The 15,892-nt window shown below is 65.5% G+C and carries 13 protein-coding genes; 5 read left to right on the forward strand and 8 right to left on the reverse strand.

Annotated features, from left to right (window positions below):
- Nucleotides 1–495: 495 nt before the first annotated feature.
- Both DIE23_RS18070 and abaF read right to left on the reverse strand, forming a co-directional pair.
- Nucleotides 496–1,488 carry a dienelactone hydrolase family protein gene (locus DIE23_RS18070; protein ID WP_260436105.1) on the reverse strand — a complete coding sequence of 331 codons (993 nt, stop codon included), beginning with the start codon at nucleotides 1,486–1,488 and terminating at the stop codon, nucleotides 496–498.
- Nucleotides 1,489–1,672: 184 nt separating this feature from the next.
- On the reverse strand, nucleotides 1,673–3,052 hold the full coding sequence (gene abaF, locus DIE23_RS18075; protein ID WP_124613380.1) for a fosfomycin efflux MFS transporter AbaF: 1,380 nt from the start codon (nucleotides 3,050–3,052) through the stop codon (nucleotides 1,673–1,675).
- A gap of 590 nt (nucleotides 3,053–3,642) precedes the next feature.
- On the opposite strand from abaF, the gene DIE23_RS18080 reads away from it, so the two are divergent.
- Nucleotides 3,643–4,584 (forward strand): dihydrodipicolinate synthase family protein, encoded by a 942-nt coding sequence (locus DIE23_RS18080; RefSeq protein ID WP_059525958.1) that lies wholly within the window; start codon nucleotides 3,643–3,645, stop codon nucleotides 4,582–4,584.
- 148 nt (nucleotides 4,585–4,732) lie between these two features.
- Here the strand turns inward: DIE23_RS18080 and DIE23_RS18085 are convergent, their stop codons facing one another.
- The 4 genes from DIE23_RS18085 to DIE23_RS18100 form a co-directional block, all read right to left on the reverse strand.
- A complete protein-coding gene (locus DIE23_RS18085; RefSeq protein ID WP_124613381.1) occupies nucleotides 4,733–6,106 on the reverse strand; it encodes an MFS transporter in 1,374 nt (457 codons plus the stop codon).
- Nucleotides 6,107–6,328: 222 nt separating this feature from the next.
- The gene (locus tag DIE23_RS18090; protein ID WP_124613382.1) at nucleotides 6,329–6,670 is read right to left on the reverse strand and encodes an NIPSNAP family protein; all 342 of its coding nucleotides are present in this window, start codon (nucleotides 6,668–6,670) and stop codon (nucleotides 6,329–6,331) included.
- Between the two features lie 14 nt (nucleotides 6,671–6,684).
- On the reverse strand, nucleotides 6,685–8,478 hold the full coding sequence (locus DIE23_RS18095) for an FAD-dependent oxidoreductase (RefSeq protein WP_124613383.1): 1,794 nt from the start codon (nucleotides 8,476–8,478) through the stop codon (nucleotides 6,685–6,687).
- A gap of 87 nt (nucleotides 8,479–8,565) precedes the next feature.
- Nucleotides 8,566–9,402 carry an SDR family NAD(P)-dependent oxidoreductase gene (locus DIE23_RS18100; RefSeq protein ID WP_124613384.1) on the reverse strand — a complete coding sequence of 279 codons (837 nt, stop codon included), beginning with the start codon at nucleotides 9,400–9,402 and terminating at the stop codon, nucleotides 8,566–8,568.
- A gap of 183 nt (nucleotides 9,403–9,585) precedes the next feature.
- Here DIE23_RS18100 and DIE23_RS18105 point away from each other — a divergent pair, with 183 nt between their 5' ends.
- The gene (locus DIE23_RS18105; RefSeq protein ID WP_124613385.1) at nucleotides 9,586–10,485 is read left to right on the forward strand and encodes a helix-turn-helix domain-containing protein; all 900 of its coding nucleotides are present in this window, start codon (nucleotides 9,586–9,588) and stop codon (nucleotides 10,483–10,485) included.
- A 78-nt stretch (nucleotides 10,486–10,563) separates the two neighbouring features.
- On the opposite strand, the gene DIE23_RS18110 is transcribed toward DIE23_RS18105, so the two are convergent.
- Both DIE23_RS18110 and gcvA read right to left on the reverse strand, forming a co-directional pair.
- Nucleotides 10,564–11,736, reverse strand: a complete 1,173-nt coding sequence (locus DIE23_RS18110) for a 4-hydroxybenzoate 3-monooxygenase (protein ID WP_124613386.1) — start codon at nucleotides 11,734–11,736, stop codon at nucleotides 10,564–10,566.
- Nucleotides 11,737–12,013: 277 nt separating this feature from the next.
- Nucleotides 12,014–12,910 carry a transcriptional regulator GcvA gene (gene gcvA / locus DIE23_RS18115; RefSeq protein ID WP_124613387.1) on the reverse strand — a complete coding sequence of 299 codons (897 nt, stop codon included), beginning with the start codon at nucleotides 12,908–12,910 and terminating at the stop codon, nucleotides 12,014–12,016.
- Nucleotides 12,911–13,113: 203 nt separating this feature from the next.
- Here gcvA and DIE23_RS18120 point away from each other — a divergent pair, with 203 nt between their 5' ends.
- Genes DIE23_RS18120 through DIE23_RS18130 form a run of 3 tightly spaced genes read left to right on the forward strand, consistent with a single transcriptional unit; the run spans nucleotide 13,114 to nucleotide 15,778 of the window.
- Entirely contained in the window at nucleotides 13,114–13,959 is an 846-nt protein-coding gene (locus DIE23_RS18120; RefSeq protein ID WP_124613388.1) for a transketolase, read from the forward strand.
- Nucleotides 13,956–14,954, forward strand: a complete 999-nt coding sequence (locus tag DIE23_RS18125; protein ID WP_124613389.1) for a transketolase family protein — start codon at nucleotides 13,956–13,958, stop codon at nucleotides 14,952–14,954. The genes DIE23_RS18120 and DIE23_RS18125 overlap by 4 nt, the downstream gene beginning before the upstream one ends.
- Before the next feature lie 59 nt (nucleotides 14,955–15,013).
- Complete coding sequence (locus DIE23_RS18130; RefSeq protein WP_124613390.1) at nucleotides 15,014–15,778, forward strand: SDR family NAD(P)-dependent oxidoreductase; 765 nt, start codon at nucleotides 15,014–15,016, stop codon at nucleotides 15,776–15,778.
- The last annotated feature ends 114 nt before the right edge of the window (nucleotides 15,779–15,892 follow it).

The raw sequence follows: 15,892 nt of genomic DNA on the forward strand, positions 1-15,892 counted from the left end.
ACGCACGCATTCGGACGTTGAGGGAAATGACGCCAATGACCGGTGCAGGCCAACAGTCGCCTGACGTGTGTGGCAGTACCCGACACGTTGCCGACGGTCGGCTCGTCAGATGCACGACGGCAGATATCCTAGTCAACCGGTCGCCCGGTACGGTCACTCGCGGACAAGTATTCAGTGCGAACACATATCGCCTTGCCGACACGGCGGCGTCTGCGAGCGCGTTTCTCGCCGGCTGTGGCGAACGTCAGCACCAAAGCTCACCTGAGCGGCGACCGACGCGGGCATGAAAACAGCCCGACCGCGAGCCGGCAATCGCGCCGAGGATCAGGCGGATGATTACGAGCGTTTCGAGCGCCCCCCAATGCGCGCTCGACCCTATGCGATGCCTGTCGCGAAGCTGCGCACGCGTACACCACGGTCCGAGCACGTTACCGACTGGAGCCGAGGTATACACGAGGCGGAGCGTTCGATCGCCTCGCTCGGCAATCGGTTGGGCTAGCGCGGTTTCAGGACGTCAATGACCAACACTCGAACCGCACGACTGACTTCGGACGATGCCTTCGCGTTGTAAGCCAGGGTATATCCCCGTTCGACACACGGATCACTGTACGAAAAAGGTCGCTTCGTTTTCACATTGATGATCTGGCCATCGTCTACTTCTTCCAACTGGCAGTTTCGGGTCGACTGTGCTTGTGGAAGCTTCAAGGGTTGCGTCAGCGCTCGCCAATCGAACACATGGCCTGCGTCAGGGTACTCGGTAAACTGAATATCTTTCCCGTTTGCCCTGACTCGGGCGACATATGCACGGCAAGCAGCAACGTAGTCGTCGGCACTTCCCTGGAAGACACGAATCGGTTTGTCAGCAACGTTTGCGTCGTCGCGATATTTCCAACTGCAATTTGGATAGAGCGCTACATACCCGGCGAATTCGCTCCCGCGTAGTGCATCATGAGCGCGCTGAATCCGTTTCAGACTGGCAACAAGCGTAGCCTGCGCCCCCCTTGAAAAACCCATCAGCATGATCCTGTCCGGGTCGATCCGTGGGTGTTTTGAAAGCAGCACCAGCGCGCGGTACGCGTCCTCGGTTTCTACCAGTCGACCCAACTGTGATTCGTCATCGTTCGTATTGACGACGCCACGCCCGGAATAACTGTCGATCACGAACGTGGCAACACCCATCGCAAGAAATTCCTGCTCCCAGTCCGTTACATATCCGGACACACCGCCAGAACCATGGAGCAGGATCACCGCCGGAAAACGTTCGGTTCCGCCGCGCGGAACTCGGAGTTCACCAGCGACCGTCACGGGTTTTCCAGAACCGTGACCGCTCAAAAACGCCTCGTCGGTCAATGTGATGGACTGAAACGGGATCACCTCCATTCGCGCCACTTGCGCGCAGACCATTCGAGGCAAGCCGACAACCAGAAGCGTCAACCAGATCGATAGAAGGTGAACAAAATACGCATTGCGCTTCGTGACAACGAGCATACGAACCTCCTGTCGATCGTTCATGCACGTCGTACCTGATGCAAGCAGCTTAGACTACATCCGGGTGATTGCAGGAGAATTCGCGGGCATGATTGCCGCGCTCCCCGGCAATCCGCGATGAACCGCAAAAAAGCCACCCTTGCGGGTGGCTTCCGTGCGTCCAACCAGGCTTCGGTCGCATACGTCACACGCCGGTCCGCCGCCCAGCCTCCGCATCAACCTCACGCAGCGACTTCCCACGCGTTTCCTTCGCAAGCCCCACGCACACGATCGAGATCACCGCCGCGGCGACCAGGTACAGCGCGATCGGCGTCGACGAGTGATAGCGCTCGAGCAGCGACAGCCCGATCAGCGGCGCGAGCGAGCCGGCCATCAACGGCGCGACCTGGTAGCACAGCGACAGCGCGGTATAGCGCACGTTGGTCGGGAACATCTCGGTCATCAGCGCCGAATACGGCGAATAGGTCATCGATTCGATGAACAGACCGAGCACGATCGCGGCCATGATGATCCAGTCGTTGCCGGTGTCCATCATCGGGAACGCGACGAAACCCCAGCCGGCGGTCAGCACGGCGCCCGTCAGGTACACGGGCTTGCGGCCGACGAGGTCCGACATCAGCCCCATCAGCGGAATGAAGAAGAAATGGATCGCGTTGGCCGCGAACATCAGCTTCAGGATCCGCGTGGTGTCGAAGCCGACGACCAGCTTCAGGTAGGTCAGCGAAAACGTGACGACCATGTAATACAGAATGTTCTCGGCAAACCGCGCGCCGATGCCGATCAGCACCTGCCGCCAGTGATACTTCAGCACGTGGCCCACGCCGAGCTGCTTCTCCTGCTTCCGCGCGCGGCGCGCCTGCGCTTCCTTGAAGATCGGCGCGTCGTCGACCTTGCGGCGAATCCAGAAGCCGATCAGCACGACCACCGCCGAGAACCAGAACGCCGCGCGCCAGCCCCACGCCAGGAAGTCGGCTTCGGACAGCGAGCTCGACAGCACCAGCAGGATGATCGTCGCAACGAGGTTGCCGGCCGGCACGCCGGCCTGCGGCCAGCTGGCCCAGTAGCCGCGGCGGTTGTCCGGGCTGTGTTCGCTGACCAGCAGGATCGCGCCGCCCCACTCGCCGCCGAACGCGAAGCCCTGGATCAGGCGCAGCGACACCAGCAGCACCGGCGCCCAGTAGCCGATCGCATCGAAGGTCGGCAGGCAGCCCATCAGGAACGTCGTGATGCCGACCACGATCAGGCTGACCTGCAGCAGATACTTGCGGCCGAACTTGTCGCCGTAGTAGCCGAACACCAGCCCGCCGATCGGACGCGCGGCGAACCCCACCGCATACAGCGCGAACGCGGCGAGCAAACCGTCGATCGGGTTGCCCGTCTTCTTGAAGAAGTGCGTGCCGAATACCAGCGCCGACGCCGTGCCATACAGGAAGAACTCGTACCACTCCGCCACCGACCCGACCATCGACGCCGCGACGACTCGCTTCAACTCCCGCTTCGATGCCGTGTCCTGCACGGCTGCCGCACCACCAGGCGAGACTGCCTCGCCGACCTGACTTGTCATCTCCGAATCTCCTCTCGTTGTCTTCCATTTCCCTTGACGGGCTGGTTCGCGAGTAAGCGCGCCGAACGATTTTATACAATATTCAATACGCGATCCACGCAATCTCAAAAATGCCTTCGGCAGAAATGCGACACGCCGGACGGTATTGGACGACAGGGCCGGGCGCCTGCGGGGTGAGTGACTCCGGTCGGATAAAAGTGCGGCGGGGATCAGGCTTGCGGCACACCCGTCAGGCTTCGAACGCCGTCAGACGAGGCCGGGACGCACATCGGCCTGCTTCGCCGGAATCGCCCACCATCCCTGCCGAAGGCTGCCGCGGCGCGGTTCTCCGCCCTCCCCGACGCCCCGGAACGACGACCTTCGTCGCGCCCTTTTAATTTTATATTGTATAAAATATGCGATCCGGCTAGAATGCACTCGTCGATGGCTGACTCTCGGGCGAAACCGGAGGCAACGTTTCGGCACCGAGGCAAACAAGAGGTGGCCAGCCGCCGTCCGGATCACGTGAAGCACCGACGAGACGGCGAGCGCGCGTACCGCCCACGTTGCCAGCAATGGCAGTTGACCCTATCTGAATGTGAGGAAACGAGATGAGCGACAACATTTTTACCGGCACCATTCCGGCCCTGATGACGCCGTGCACCGCTGACCGTCAGCCGGATTTCGACGCGCTGGTGAAGAAGGGCAAGGAACTGGTGGCACTCGGCATGCGCGCGGTGGTGTACTGCGGCTCGATGGGCGACTGGCCGCTGCTGACCGAAGCGCAGCGCCAGGAAGGCGTCGCGCGTCTGGTCGAAGCCGGCGTACCGACGATCGTCGGCACCGGCGCGGTCAATTCGAAGGAAGCCGTGTCGCACGCCGCGCATGCCGCGAAGGTCGGCGCACACGGCCTGATGGTGATCCCGCGCGTGCTGTCGCGCGGCGCATCGCCGGCCGCACAGAAGGCGCACTTCGCCGCGATCCTGAACGCCGCGCCGAACCTGCCGGCCGTGATCTACAACAGCCCGTACTACGGCTTCGCGACCCGCGCCGACCTGTTCTTCGAACTGCGTCGCCAGCACCCGAACCTGATCGGCTTCAAGGAATTCGGCGGCGCCGCCGACATGCGCTACGCAGCCGAGAACATCACGTCGCAGGACGACAGCGTGACGCTGATGGCCGGCGTCGACACGCAAGTCTTCCACGGCTTCGTGAACTGCGGCGCGGCAGGCGCGATCACCGGCATCGGCAACGCGCTGCCGCGCGAAGTGCTGCAACTGGTCGACCTGTGCAAGAAGGCCGCGCAAGGCGATGCCGTGGCGCGCGTGCGTGCGAAGGAACTGGAAGCCGCGCTGGCCGTGCTGTCGTCGTTCGACGAAGGCTGCGACCTGGTCCTGTTCTACAAGCACCTGATGGTGCTGAACGGCGACAAGGAATACACGCTGCACTTCAACGAAACGGATGCACTGAGCGACGCGCAACGCAACTACGCGGAAGCGCAGTACACGCTGTTCCGCAACTGGTATGCGAACTGGTCGAAGAGCATCGCGTAAGCGCGCTCGCACGATGCCGTGCGATATGCGGCCGTGACACGGTCGCGTGATGGAAAGGAAGAGCCACGGAGCGATCCGTGGCTTTTTTCTTGTCCGCGCCCCGCGTGGCGATCGCGCATCCGCGCGCGCTCGACGGGCGCCCGCCGCATCAGTGTTGCTGCACGGCCGCCCCGCTCGCCCGCTCCTGTTCCGTGATTTCGGTGCGGCAATGACCGATCGCGTACAACGCACCGGCCGCGGCGAGCGCCGGCACCGCAAGCAGGCTGAACACATCGCCGAAGCGCCAGCCGAGGCCCATCAGCAGCGCGCCGGCGAAGGCCCCGGCCACGCCGCCGATCCGTCCGATCCCGAGCATCCAGGCCACGCCCGTCGCGCGGCACCGCGTCGGATACAGGCTCGCCGCATACGCCGACATCGACGTCACCGCACTCGTCACCACGGTGCCGCACAGGAAGATCAGCGTGCCGAGCCACGCGGCATGCCCGATCGTGCGGCTCGCCACGAGCACCAGCAGCGCGGCCACGACATACGCGCAGACGATCGTCCGGTTCGGATTGAAGCGATCCATCAGCCACCCGACACCGAGGTTGCCGAGCACGCCGCCCAGCGGGAACAGCGACGTCATCAGCGCACCGCCTTCGGCGCTGAAGCCCGCGTCGCGGAGCAGCGTCGGCATCCAGTTGGTCAGCAGGTAATAGATCAGCAGCCCCATGAAGTAGGCCGCCCACAGCATCAGCGTGCGCGAACGAAACTGCGCGGACAGCACCTGTGCGAGCGCGGACGCCCCGCCAGCCTGCGGGCGCGCGCCGGCGGCCGCGAACGTGCAGTCGTCGAAGCGCTCGTTCGGCGCGATCCGCGCGAGGATTCTCGCGATGCGCGCATGCGTGCCCTGGCGTCCCGCAAGATACTGCGCGGACTCGGGCAACAGCATCACGAGCACGATCGCCAGCGCGATCGGCCCGATGCCGCCCGCGGTCAGCACGCTTTGCCAGCCGAAATGGGGAATCAGCCATGCCGACGTGATGCCGCCCGCCGCGAGCCCGCACGAGAACCCGCAGAACATCGCGTTGACGGCCACGCCGCGGATTCGCGCCGGCGCATATTCCGACATCAGCGTGACGGCGTTCGGCATCGCCGCGCCCAGGCCGAGCCCGGTCAGGAAGCGAAAGGCGGTCAGCGCTTCGATCGACTGCGCGTGCGCGGACACCATGCTCCACGCGCCGAAGCAGGCCACCGACAGCACGAGCACGGTCTTGCGGCCGAGGCGGTCGGCGCAGGGTCCGGCCGCGAGCGCGCCGATGCCGAGCCCGGCCAGCGCCGCGCTCATCACCGGGCCGAGCGCGCTGCGCGCGATGCCCCAGTCGTGCGTCAGCGCGGGCGCGATGAAGCCGATCGCGGCCGTATCGTAGCCGTCGGCGGCGACGACCAGAAAGCACAGGATCAGGATCAGCCACTGACAGGGGGAAAAGCGCTCGGCGTCGATGAACGACTGCACGTCGAGTGTACGCGTTGGGGTTTTCATCGTGTGTCTCCTTCGGTCCGGGCGCAAGACGGCGCGGATGCGCCGCATGCGCGCGGACATCTCCATGGTCATGTTTCGTTGTGAATCCGGTTTCGGATGCGCGGTGCAGGTCAGCCGGGCGCACACGCCCGGCCGATGCCGTCCGCGCCGCCCGTCACGATGGCCACCCTCGCCAAGCGTGTGTCGTTCATGTCGTGTTCCGATGATGTCGTCGTCATGGAATCAGCGCGTCAGGTACGCGAGGCTCGGGAACGCGACGCGGCGGATAATGCGGCTCTCCTGCGCAACGATCAAATGACCGGACGCCTGCAGATACGCGGGCCAGTCCGGATCGGCATCGCGCGCGGTGCGCCGTGCGTCGTAGTCGGCGATGCTGTCGTAGCCCCACAGATGGACGACCTGGTTCAATGCGCCGATGTCGCTCATGTAGAAGCCGACGGGCGCACCGAGATGCTTCACCTGGATCGGCATCGCGAGCCGGTCGAAGATCTCGATGAACTCCGCCATGCCGCGTGGGCGGATCGTGTAGATGCGATGGTCGACGAATGCTTTCGCGGTAGTCATGGTCTGCTCCGGGTTCAGGCGGTCGCGCGCGTGTCGGCGGGATGCGCCGCGGTTGCGGGCTGCATCGGTTCGGTGAGGTCGGTGAGGTCGGTGAGGTCGGTGAGCCCCGCGATATGGCGCGCGCTCAGGTAGCCGAACGTCATGATCGGGCCGAGCGTGATCCCCGCGCCCGGATAGTTGCCGCCCATGATGCTGGCGCGATCGTTGCCGACCGCGTACAGGCCGGCGATCGGCCGGTCGTCGGCGGCGAGCACCTGGCCGACCGCATTGGTACGGATTCCGTCGAAGGTACCAAGATCGCCCATCACGACCTTCAGCGCGTAGTACGGCCCGTCGCCGAGCGGCGCCACGCACGGATTCGGACGATGATCGGCGTCGCCCAGATAGCGGTTGAACGATGTCGTGCCGCGACCGAATTCGGGATCCTCGCCGCGCACGGCGTCGTGGTTGTAGCGCCGCACGGTCGCCTCCAGATTCGCCGCATCGATGCCGGCCCGCCGGGCGAGTTCCGCCAGCGTGCGGCCCTGCACGATATAGCCGTTGCGCAGCAGCGGCCCAAGCGGCACCGGTGCGGGCTTCGCGAAACCGAGCCCGTACTTGCGGATCGTCGCGCGATCGCACACCAGCCACATCGCCGTCTCGGTTTCGTCGCGGCATGCGGCGATCATCGCCGCGCCGACGTCGTGGTACGAATTCGATTCGTTCGTGAAACGCGTGCCGCGGCGGGTCACGCCGATCACGCCCGGCTTGTAGCGATCGAGCAGATGCGGAAACACCCCGAAGCGGCCTTCGCCGAGAGGCACGCGCGAAACGGGCATCCATGCAGCCGGCTGCGGATAGCGAATCTCCACACGGCCGCCGGCCCGCTCGGCGAGCGTCGCGCCGTCGCCGGTGTTGCCGGTCGGCACGGGCGACACATGCTCGCCGCCGCGCGCGACGTGCGGGTAAGCACGCGCGATTCGCGCGACGTCGTGCGAGAAGCCGCCGCTCGCAAGCACGACCGCACGGCGCGCGGTGATGCGATGCGTCGCGCCGTCCTCCCCGACCACCGCACCGACGACGCGTCCGCCGTCCGTCACGAGTTCGCGGGCCGGCGTGTTCGTCAGGATCGGGATTCCGAGGTCCAGCGCGGACTTCGCGAGTCGCGCCGCGAGCGCGTTACCGCTCGTGATCTGCACGCCGCGCCGGTACAGCGCGAGATCCTTCAGATGCGCGGCAAGCCGCTTCGTCACGTACCAGGCGGACTTGAGCGAGCGCGTCGCGTTGAAGAAGTGCTTCAGGTCCGCATTCGACGAATTGAACATCATCCCGATGAACGTGATCGTCTTCAATGGCGGGCGCAGGCGCTCGAGATCGCGCCCGAGCCGGCGCGCATCGTACGGCGCGGCGACGACCGAGCGGCCGATGTCGACCCCGCCGGGCACGTTCGGGTGATAGTCGGGATACAGCGTCGGGACGAATTTCACGTCCGTTTCGCGCTCGAAGAATTCGAGCATGCGCGGGCCGTGCTCGAGAAAGGCTTCGATCGCCACATCGTCGCGGAACGCGCCCGTTTCGCCGCGCAAATACGTGCGCGCGGCGTCGCGCGTATCGTGCACGCCGTTGGCGCTCGCGTGGTGATTGCCGGGAATCCACAGCACGCCGCCGGAAAACGCGGTCGTGCCGCCGAAGCACGCTTCCTTCTCGACGACGATCACGTCGAGGCCTGCCTTTCGTGCGGTAATGGCGGCGGACAAGCCGCCCGCTCCCGATCCGATCACGAGCAGATCGCACGTGACGTGCGTCGAACGCTGCTGATGGTTGATCATGTCTTCCTCCGTCTCTGGAATAACCGCGCCGCCGCTTCGCCCAGCCCGGGCTTCGAGCCGCGCGTGCGGCACGGCAAGGTCGTTGAATCAGCGTGCGTCGGCGCCGGCCTCGTAGCCCGGCCGCGGCACGAGATCCATCAGCATCGCGTCGAGGCCGCCGTCGACCACCAGTTCCGCGCCATTCACATACGCGGCACGCGGACTGGCGAGAAACGCAACGACGTTCGCGATGTCGTCCGGCCGGCCGATGCGGCGGCTCGCGGTCATCGCGCTGCGGCGCGCCTCGATATCGCCGCTCGCATAGAACGACTCCGACAGCGGCGTGCGGATCATCCCGGGGCACACGGTGTTGCTGCGAATGCCGCGCGGCCCCCACTCCGCCGCGAGTTGTCGCGCCAGCATCGCGACCGCCGCCTTGCTCGCGCTATACGCGCCGCTATGTGTCTGCGGGTACCGGGCCGCGATCGACGCGACATGCACCAGCGCGCCCGAGCCGCGCGCCAGCATCGCGCGCCCGAACGCTTGCGAGCACAGCATGTAGCCGGTGAGATTGACCTGCAGCATCGCGTTCCACGCGTCGAGGCCGATGGTCTCGATGCCGCCGGCACGCAACAGGCCGGCGTTGTTCACGAGGACGTCCGCGGGACCGAGATCGCGCTCCACGCGTTCGGCGGCCTGGGTCACGCTGGCGGGGTCTCCGATGTCGCACCCGATTGCGACGACATCGCCGCCTGCCGCGCTCAGCCGCTCGGCGAGCGCGATGGTCCCGTCCGCGTCGCGGTCGAGCAGTGCGACCCGCGCGCCGGCCGCCACGAACGCCTCGACGATCGACGTACCGATGCCCCCCGCCGCCCCGGTCACGACACACACCTGCCCGTCGAGACGAAGCCAGTCCCGCTGTCGAATGTCTGCTTGCGATATCATTAGGTCTCCTTTTGAAATAGGCTGGAAATGTCCGGATCGATCCGGTACACGCTGCCCGAACGTCGCGCGATGGGTTAACTGCAAGCGCTACGTCGATGAGAAAAGTATAGAAGCGCGCATCGCGCGGAAATTGGACAAACGCCGCAAGCAACAGGACAATTTGTACACAGGAGGCCGCGCGGCATGAGGAGAATCCCTAACTACGATCTGTATGGCGAATCAGCTCGTCCGCCTTGGTACGACGCGTTCAACTTCGAATGGATACCGGAGCGCAGCCGGCCGAACGACTGGCATATCGCCGCGCACCGTCACGATGCGCTATTGCAGATTTTGTACATCCGCGGCGGGCACGGGCATGTCGTGATCGAGAGCGAGAAGCACACGTTCGCGCCGCCGTGCCTCGTGCTGCTGCCCGCGCAGACGGTCCATGCGTTCGAGTTCTCGCCCCACATCGACGGGCTCGTGATCACGGTCGTGCAGCGCGCGCTGGAAACGCTGGTCAAGACCGCCGCACCGGGTGCGCTGTCGATCCTGCAACGGGCGGCGGTGATCCCGGTCAAGGGGGCGGACGCAAGCGTGGCGATGCTGATGCCGCTGTTCGCCTTGCTCGAACAGGAATTCCGCAGCACGTCACGCGGGCGCGGCGCGGCCGGGATGGCATTGCTGGTCGCGCTCGTCGTTCATGTCGCGCGCCTGGGCGATCTCGCGGCAGCGCCGTCGCATGCCGGCACCGACCGGCGCGGAACCTTGCTGCGGCGTTTTCGCGAACTGATCGACACGCATTTTCGCGAGCATCGGCCGGTGGAATTCTATGCGGACCGGCTCGGCGTGACGGCCGCGCAGCTTGCGCGCGTTTGCCGGGAGGAATTGGGGATCTCGACGACGGCGGTCGTCAACGCGCACTTGATTCGCGAAGCGCAGCGCGATCTGGTTTATTCGAATCTGAGCGTGAAGCAGATCGCGCACGAGATGGGTTTTGCGGACAGCGCGTACTTCAGCCGCTATTTCCGCAAGCAGACCGGCATGACGCCGGGCGAGTTCAGGGAATCGGCCTATCGCGACCTGATGCCCGGTCGGTCGTGAGCCGGTCCGTTTCTCGCTTCGGGGCCGGTCGCGGCTCGTGGATGCCGCGACCGGGACAGCCGACTCGGTGGCCGCGCGTCAGACCGCAACCGCGCCGACGTAGTTTTCGGCCATCGCCATCGCCGCCGGGCGCGATGTCGTCACATGCTCGAGCTCCGCGACCTGCAGACGCTGCTCGAACGGCGATGCGTCGTCGAGGCGATGCATCATGCGCGTCATCCAGTACGAGAAGTGTTCGGCACGCCAGATCCGGCGCAGCGCGGTTTCGCTGTACGCGTCGAGCAGGTCGGTGCGGTCTTCGTCGTAGAACGCCTGCAGCGCGGACGTCAGGATGCGCACGTCCGACACCGCGAGATTAAGGCCCTTCGCGCCCGTCGGCGGCACGATATGCGCGGCGTCGCCGGCCAGGAACAGGCGGCCGTGCTGCATGGTCGTCGACACGAAGCTGCGCATGCCGACGATGTTCTTCTGGAAGATCCGGCCTTCCACGACCTGCTGGCCGTCGGCGGAGTCGACGCGCGCATGCATCTCGGCCCAGATGCGATCGTCGGACCAGTTGTCGACCGAATCCTTCGGGTCGCACTGGAAATACATGCGCTGCACGTTCGGCGACCGCGTGCTGACGAGCGCGAAGCCGCGTTCGTGACGCGCATAGATCAATTCGTCCGACGACGGCGGTGCGTCGACGAGAATGCCGAACCAGCCGAACGGAAAGACCCGCTCGTAGTCCTGCCGCAGCGCGGCGGGGATCATCGTGCGCGACACGCCCTGCGAGCCGTCGCAGCCGATCACGAAGTCGCAGTCGAGCGTCTGTGCGACGCCGTCGTGCACGAAGCGGATCGACGGCGCATCGGTGTCGATGCCGGAAATCGTCGTCCCGGACACGTTGAAATACAGCGCACCGCCGGCCGCGACACGAGCGGCCACGAGATCCTTCAGCACCTCATGCTGCGCATAGACGGTAATCGCCTTGCCCGTCAGTTCGGTGAGATCGATGCGGCGGCGCTTGCCTTCGAATGCCAGCTCGAAGCCGTGATGCAGCGCGCCTTCCGCTTTCATCCGGTCGCCGACGCCCGATTCGGCCAGCACGTCCATCGTGCCCTGTTCGAGCACGCCGGCGCGGATGGTGGATTCGATCTGTTCGCGGCTGCGCGACTCGAGGACGACCGACTCGATGCCGCGCAGATGAAGAAGATGGGAAAGCAGCAGGCCCGCGGGCCCAGCGCCGATGATGCCGACTTGCGTACGCATGAATGTCTCCGGGTGGAATTGATTTTGCGCAAGTTTGGCGGTGGCGCGTGCTATCCCGCAACGCGATATCCGGAATATGGACTATCTCGAAAATAGATAAAGGCGGAACATGTGCTTCGCGCCATGCGCGGCGCGCGCCCCCCGTTCAGCGTTTCACCGTCGCCAGCCGCGACTCCATCCCGGCGATCTTCGCGAGCAACACGGTGCCGAGTTTCGTCACATGGCGTGGCACGCCGGGGAATGTCGTGACGCGCGATCGCCGCTTCCGCGCTGAATGCTATTCGTGCCCTTCCAGCTCGGCAAACAGCCAGTCCTGAAAGCATTTCAGCTTCGGCAAGTCCGCCCGCGACTTCAGCAGATTGAGCGTGTACCCGTTCACGCGCAATCCGTCGAACCCGAGCGGGGCCACCAGCGTGCCCATTTCGAGTTCGCGCTGCACGAGCAGCAGACTTTCCAGGCACACGCCCATCCCGTCCACCGCCGCGCTGATCGCCATGAACGAGCGATCGAAACGCGGACCGCGCGTGATGTCGAGCACGACCTTGCGGTGCAGCCGCATCCAGTCCCGCCACCCGACCAGGCACCCTTCGCTGTGGATGAGGGTGTGATGCCGCAAATCCGCGACCGTGCGAATCGGATGCTCGCCGTTCGCGATCCGCGGCGCGCAAAGCGGCACGATCGTCTCGAGCGGCAGGTCGAGCACCATCGTGCCGGCCGGCTGCAGCCGCCGCGCGCCGTAGCGGATATCGATGTCGACGGATTCCTTGATCAGGTCGACCGGCGCCGACGATGCATTGAGCCGCACGTCGATATCCGGATGCAATGCGCTGAAGCGGGCGAGCCGCGGCATCAGCCATTGCGTCGCGATGCTGGGCGTCGCATGCACGGTGAGGATGTCGCTCTTCTCCACGCGTCCGATGTCGCGCGTCGCCTTGTCGATGCGCGCGAACGCCGCGCCGATCTCCTCCGCATACCGCCGCCCCGTATCGGTGAGGATCACCGCGCGATGCACGCGATGAAAGAGGCGAACGCTCAACTGGTCCTCCAGCAGCTTGATCTGATGACTGATCGCGGACGGTGTCACGAACAGTTCGTCTGCTGCGAGCGCGAACGATGAAAGCCGCGCGGCGGCCTCGAAAGCCTGTATCGACTTGAGTGTGACCTTGTTGTGCATTGCAGCGCTCGGATGAATTGAATTCAGCGATGAGCCACTTTAATTCGTTTGAGCCGATCGATTCAAGCGGATACGCTTTCTCTCACTCGCAGCACACCTGAAGCAAGGGATTACCCGAATCTGCGAGCAGGACGAAACATCCCGCCACGAATCACCCGGCGCGCGGCCTTGTACAGGCCGGGCGCCGCAAGAAGGAGACACGCGTGAATACGAGCGAAGCCGGGCGCACCGCCCAACTCGCGGAACACGCCTACCGCATCCGCCGCAATGCGTTGCTGATGGGCGAAGTACAGGGGCAAGGCTATATCGGCCAGGCGCTCGACATTGCGGACGTGCTGTCCGTCGCCTACTTCGGCGCGATGCGCTACCGCCCCGACGATCCCGAATGGGAAGGACGCGACCGCTTCCTGCTGTCGAACGGCCACTACGCGATCGCGCTGTACGCCGCGCTCTTCGAAGCCGGCATCCTCCCCGCGGACGAACTCGACACCTACGGCAGCGACGACAGCCGCTTGCCGATGTCCGGCATGGCGAGCTACACGCCCGGCATGGAGATGTCCGGCGGCTCGCTCGGCCAGGGCCTGACGATCGCGGTGGGCCGTTGCCTCGGCCTCAAGCGCAAGGGCTCGGACGCGTTCGTCTACACGCTCTTCTCCGACGGCGAACTCGACGAAGGCGCGATCTGGGAAGGCCTGATGTCGGCCGCGCACTGGAAGCTCGACAACCTGATCGCGATCGTCGACGTGAACAACCAGCAGGCCGACGGCCCGTCGACGCAGATCATGGCGTTCGAGCCGCTCGTCGACAAGCTCGAGGCGTTCGGCTGGTACACGCAGCGCGTGAACGGCAACGACATCGAAGCCGTCGCGCACGCGTTCGACAACGCCCGCCGGCACTCCGGCGCGCAACCCCGCATCATCGTCTGCGATACGAAGATGGGCTGCGGCGTGCCGTTCCTCGAAGCACGCGAGAAGAACCATTTCATCCGCGTCGACGCGCACGAGTGGAAGCTCGCGCTCGATGCGCTCGACGCCGGGAGGCAAGCATGAGCACCGTCGCGAAGAAGCCGCGCCTGAAGACCTCCGCGATGATCGCGTCGATCGCGGGCGAAGGCCAGATCACGCGCCCCGCGCCGTTCGGCCATGCGCTGTCGGAACTAGCGCGCGTGAAGACGAACGTGATCGGCATGACGGCCGACCTCGGCAAGTACACCGACCTGCACATCTTCGCGAAGGAATTTCCGGAGCGCTACTACCAGATGGGCATGGCCGAGCAGTTGCTGATGGGCGCCGCGGCCGGTTTCGCGCACGAAGGCGCGCAGCCGTTCGTCACGACCTATGCGGTGTTCGCGACGCGCCGCGCGTACGACTTCATCCATCAGACCATCGCGGAAGACAACCTCGACGTCAAGATCGTCTGTGCGCTGCCGGGCCTCACGACGGGCTACGGCCCGAGCCACCAGGCCGCCGAGGACCTCGCACTGATGCGCGCGATGCCGAACATGACGGTGATCGATCCGTGCGACGCGCTCGACATCGAGCAGATGGTGCCGGCGATCGCCGCGCACAAGGGCCCCGTCTACGCACGCCTGCTGCGCGGCAACGTGCCCGCCGTGCTCGACGAATACGACTACCGCTTCGAGCTCGGCAAGGCGAAGCTGCTGCGCGACGGCAACGACGTGCTGCTGATCTCGTCCGGGATCATGACGATGCGCTCGCTGGAAGTCGCGAAAGCGCTGGAGGAGGACAACATCGGCGTCGGCGTGCTGCACGTGCCGACCATCAAGCCGCTCGATACCGCGACCATCCTGCGCGAGGCGAAGCGCACGGGCCGCATGGTGATCGTCGCCGAGAACCATACGGTGATCGGCGGCCTCGGCGAAGCAGTCGCGCGCGCGCTGCTCGGCGCCGGCGTCACCCCGCCGTTCCGGCAGATCGCGCTTCCCGACGCGTTCCTCGACGCCGGCGCGCTGCCGACGCTGCACGACCGCTACGGCATCTCGACCGAAACGATGAGCGACACCATCAAGCGCTGGCTCGGCTGAACCGGGTCACCCGCCATCACGACAACGCATACCGAACCCCCTATCAGGAGAACCGCATCATGTCAGAGTCTCGTCTTCTCGACGGCAAGGTCGCCGTCATTTCCGGCGCGGCATCGCCGCGCGGCATCGGCATGGCCACCGCTCGCATGTTCGCGAAGCACGGTGCAAAAATCGCGATCCTCGATCTCGACGCATCGGCAGCGCGCGATGCGGCCGCGTCGATCGGCGCCGGGCATCGCGGCTATGCATGCGACGTCACCGACCGGCAGGCGTGCCAGGCCGCCGTCGAACAGATCGTCGCCGATTTCGGTTCGATCGACGTGCTCATCAACAACGCCGGCATCACGCAGGCCGTGAAGCTGCTCGACATCGATGCCGAAAGCTGGGACCGCATCCTCGACGTGAACCTGCGCGGCGTGCTGTATCTGTCGCAGGCAGTCGTGCCGCAGATGAAGAAGCAGAAGAGCGGCTCGATCGGTTGCATGTCGTCGGTCTCGGCGCAGCGCGGCGGCGGCATTCTCGGCGGCCCGCACTACTCGGCGGCGAAGGCCGGCGTGCTCGGCCTCGCGAAAGCGATGGCGCGCGAGCTCGGCGCCGACGGGATTCGCGTGAACTGCGTGACGCCCGGCCTGATCCAGACCGACATCAACGCCGGCAAGATCAGCGACGACAAGCGCGGCGAGATTCTCGCGGGCATTCCGCTGAACCGCCTCGGCGATCCCGACGACGTCGCGGGCGCATTCCTGTTTCTCGCGTCGCCGATTTCGTCGTACATCACGGGCGCCGTCATCGACGTCAACGGCGGCATGCTGATTCACGGCTGACGCGAACGAGACGCGCGGCGGGGCCCGGCCCGCCGCGCGCGGCAGGCAGCCGCCGGGCAAAGACAAACGCGCCAGAGAGCGTGTTGTCCGGGTAGAACGCACCGATACATCACA

This window comes from Burkholderia sp. Bp9143, from assembly GCF_003853645.1.
GTDB lineage: Bacteria > Pseudomonadota > Gammaproteobacteria > Burkholderiales > Burkholderiaceae > Burkholderia.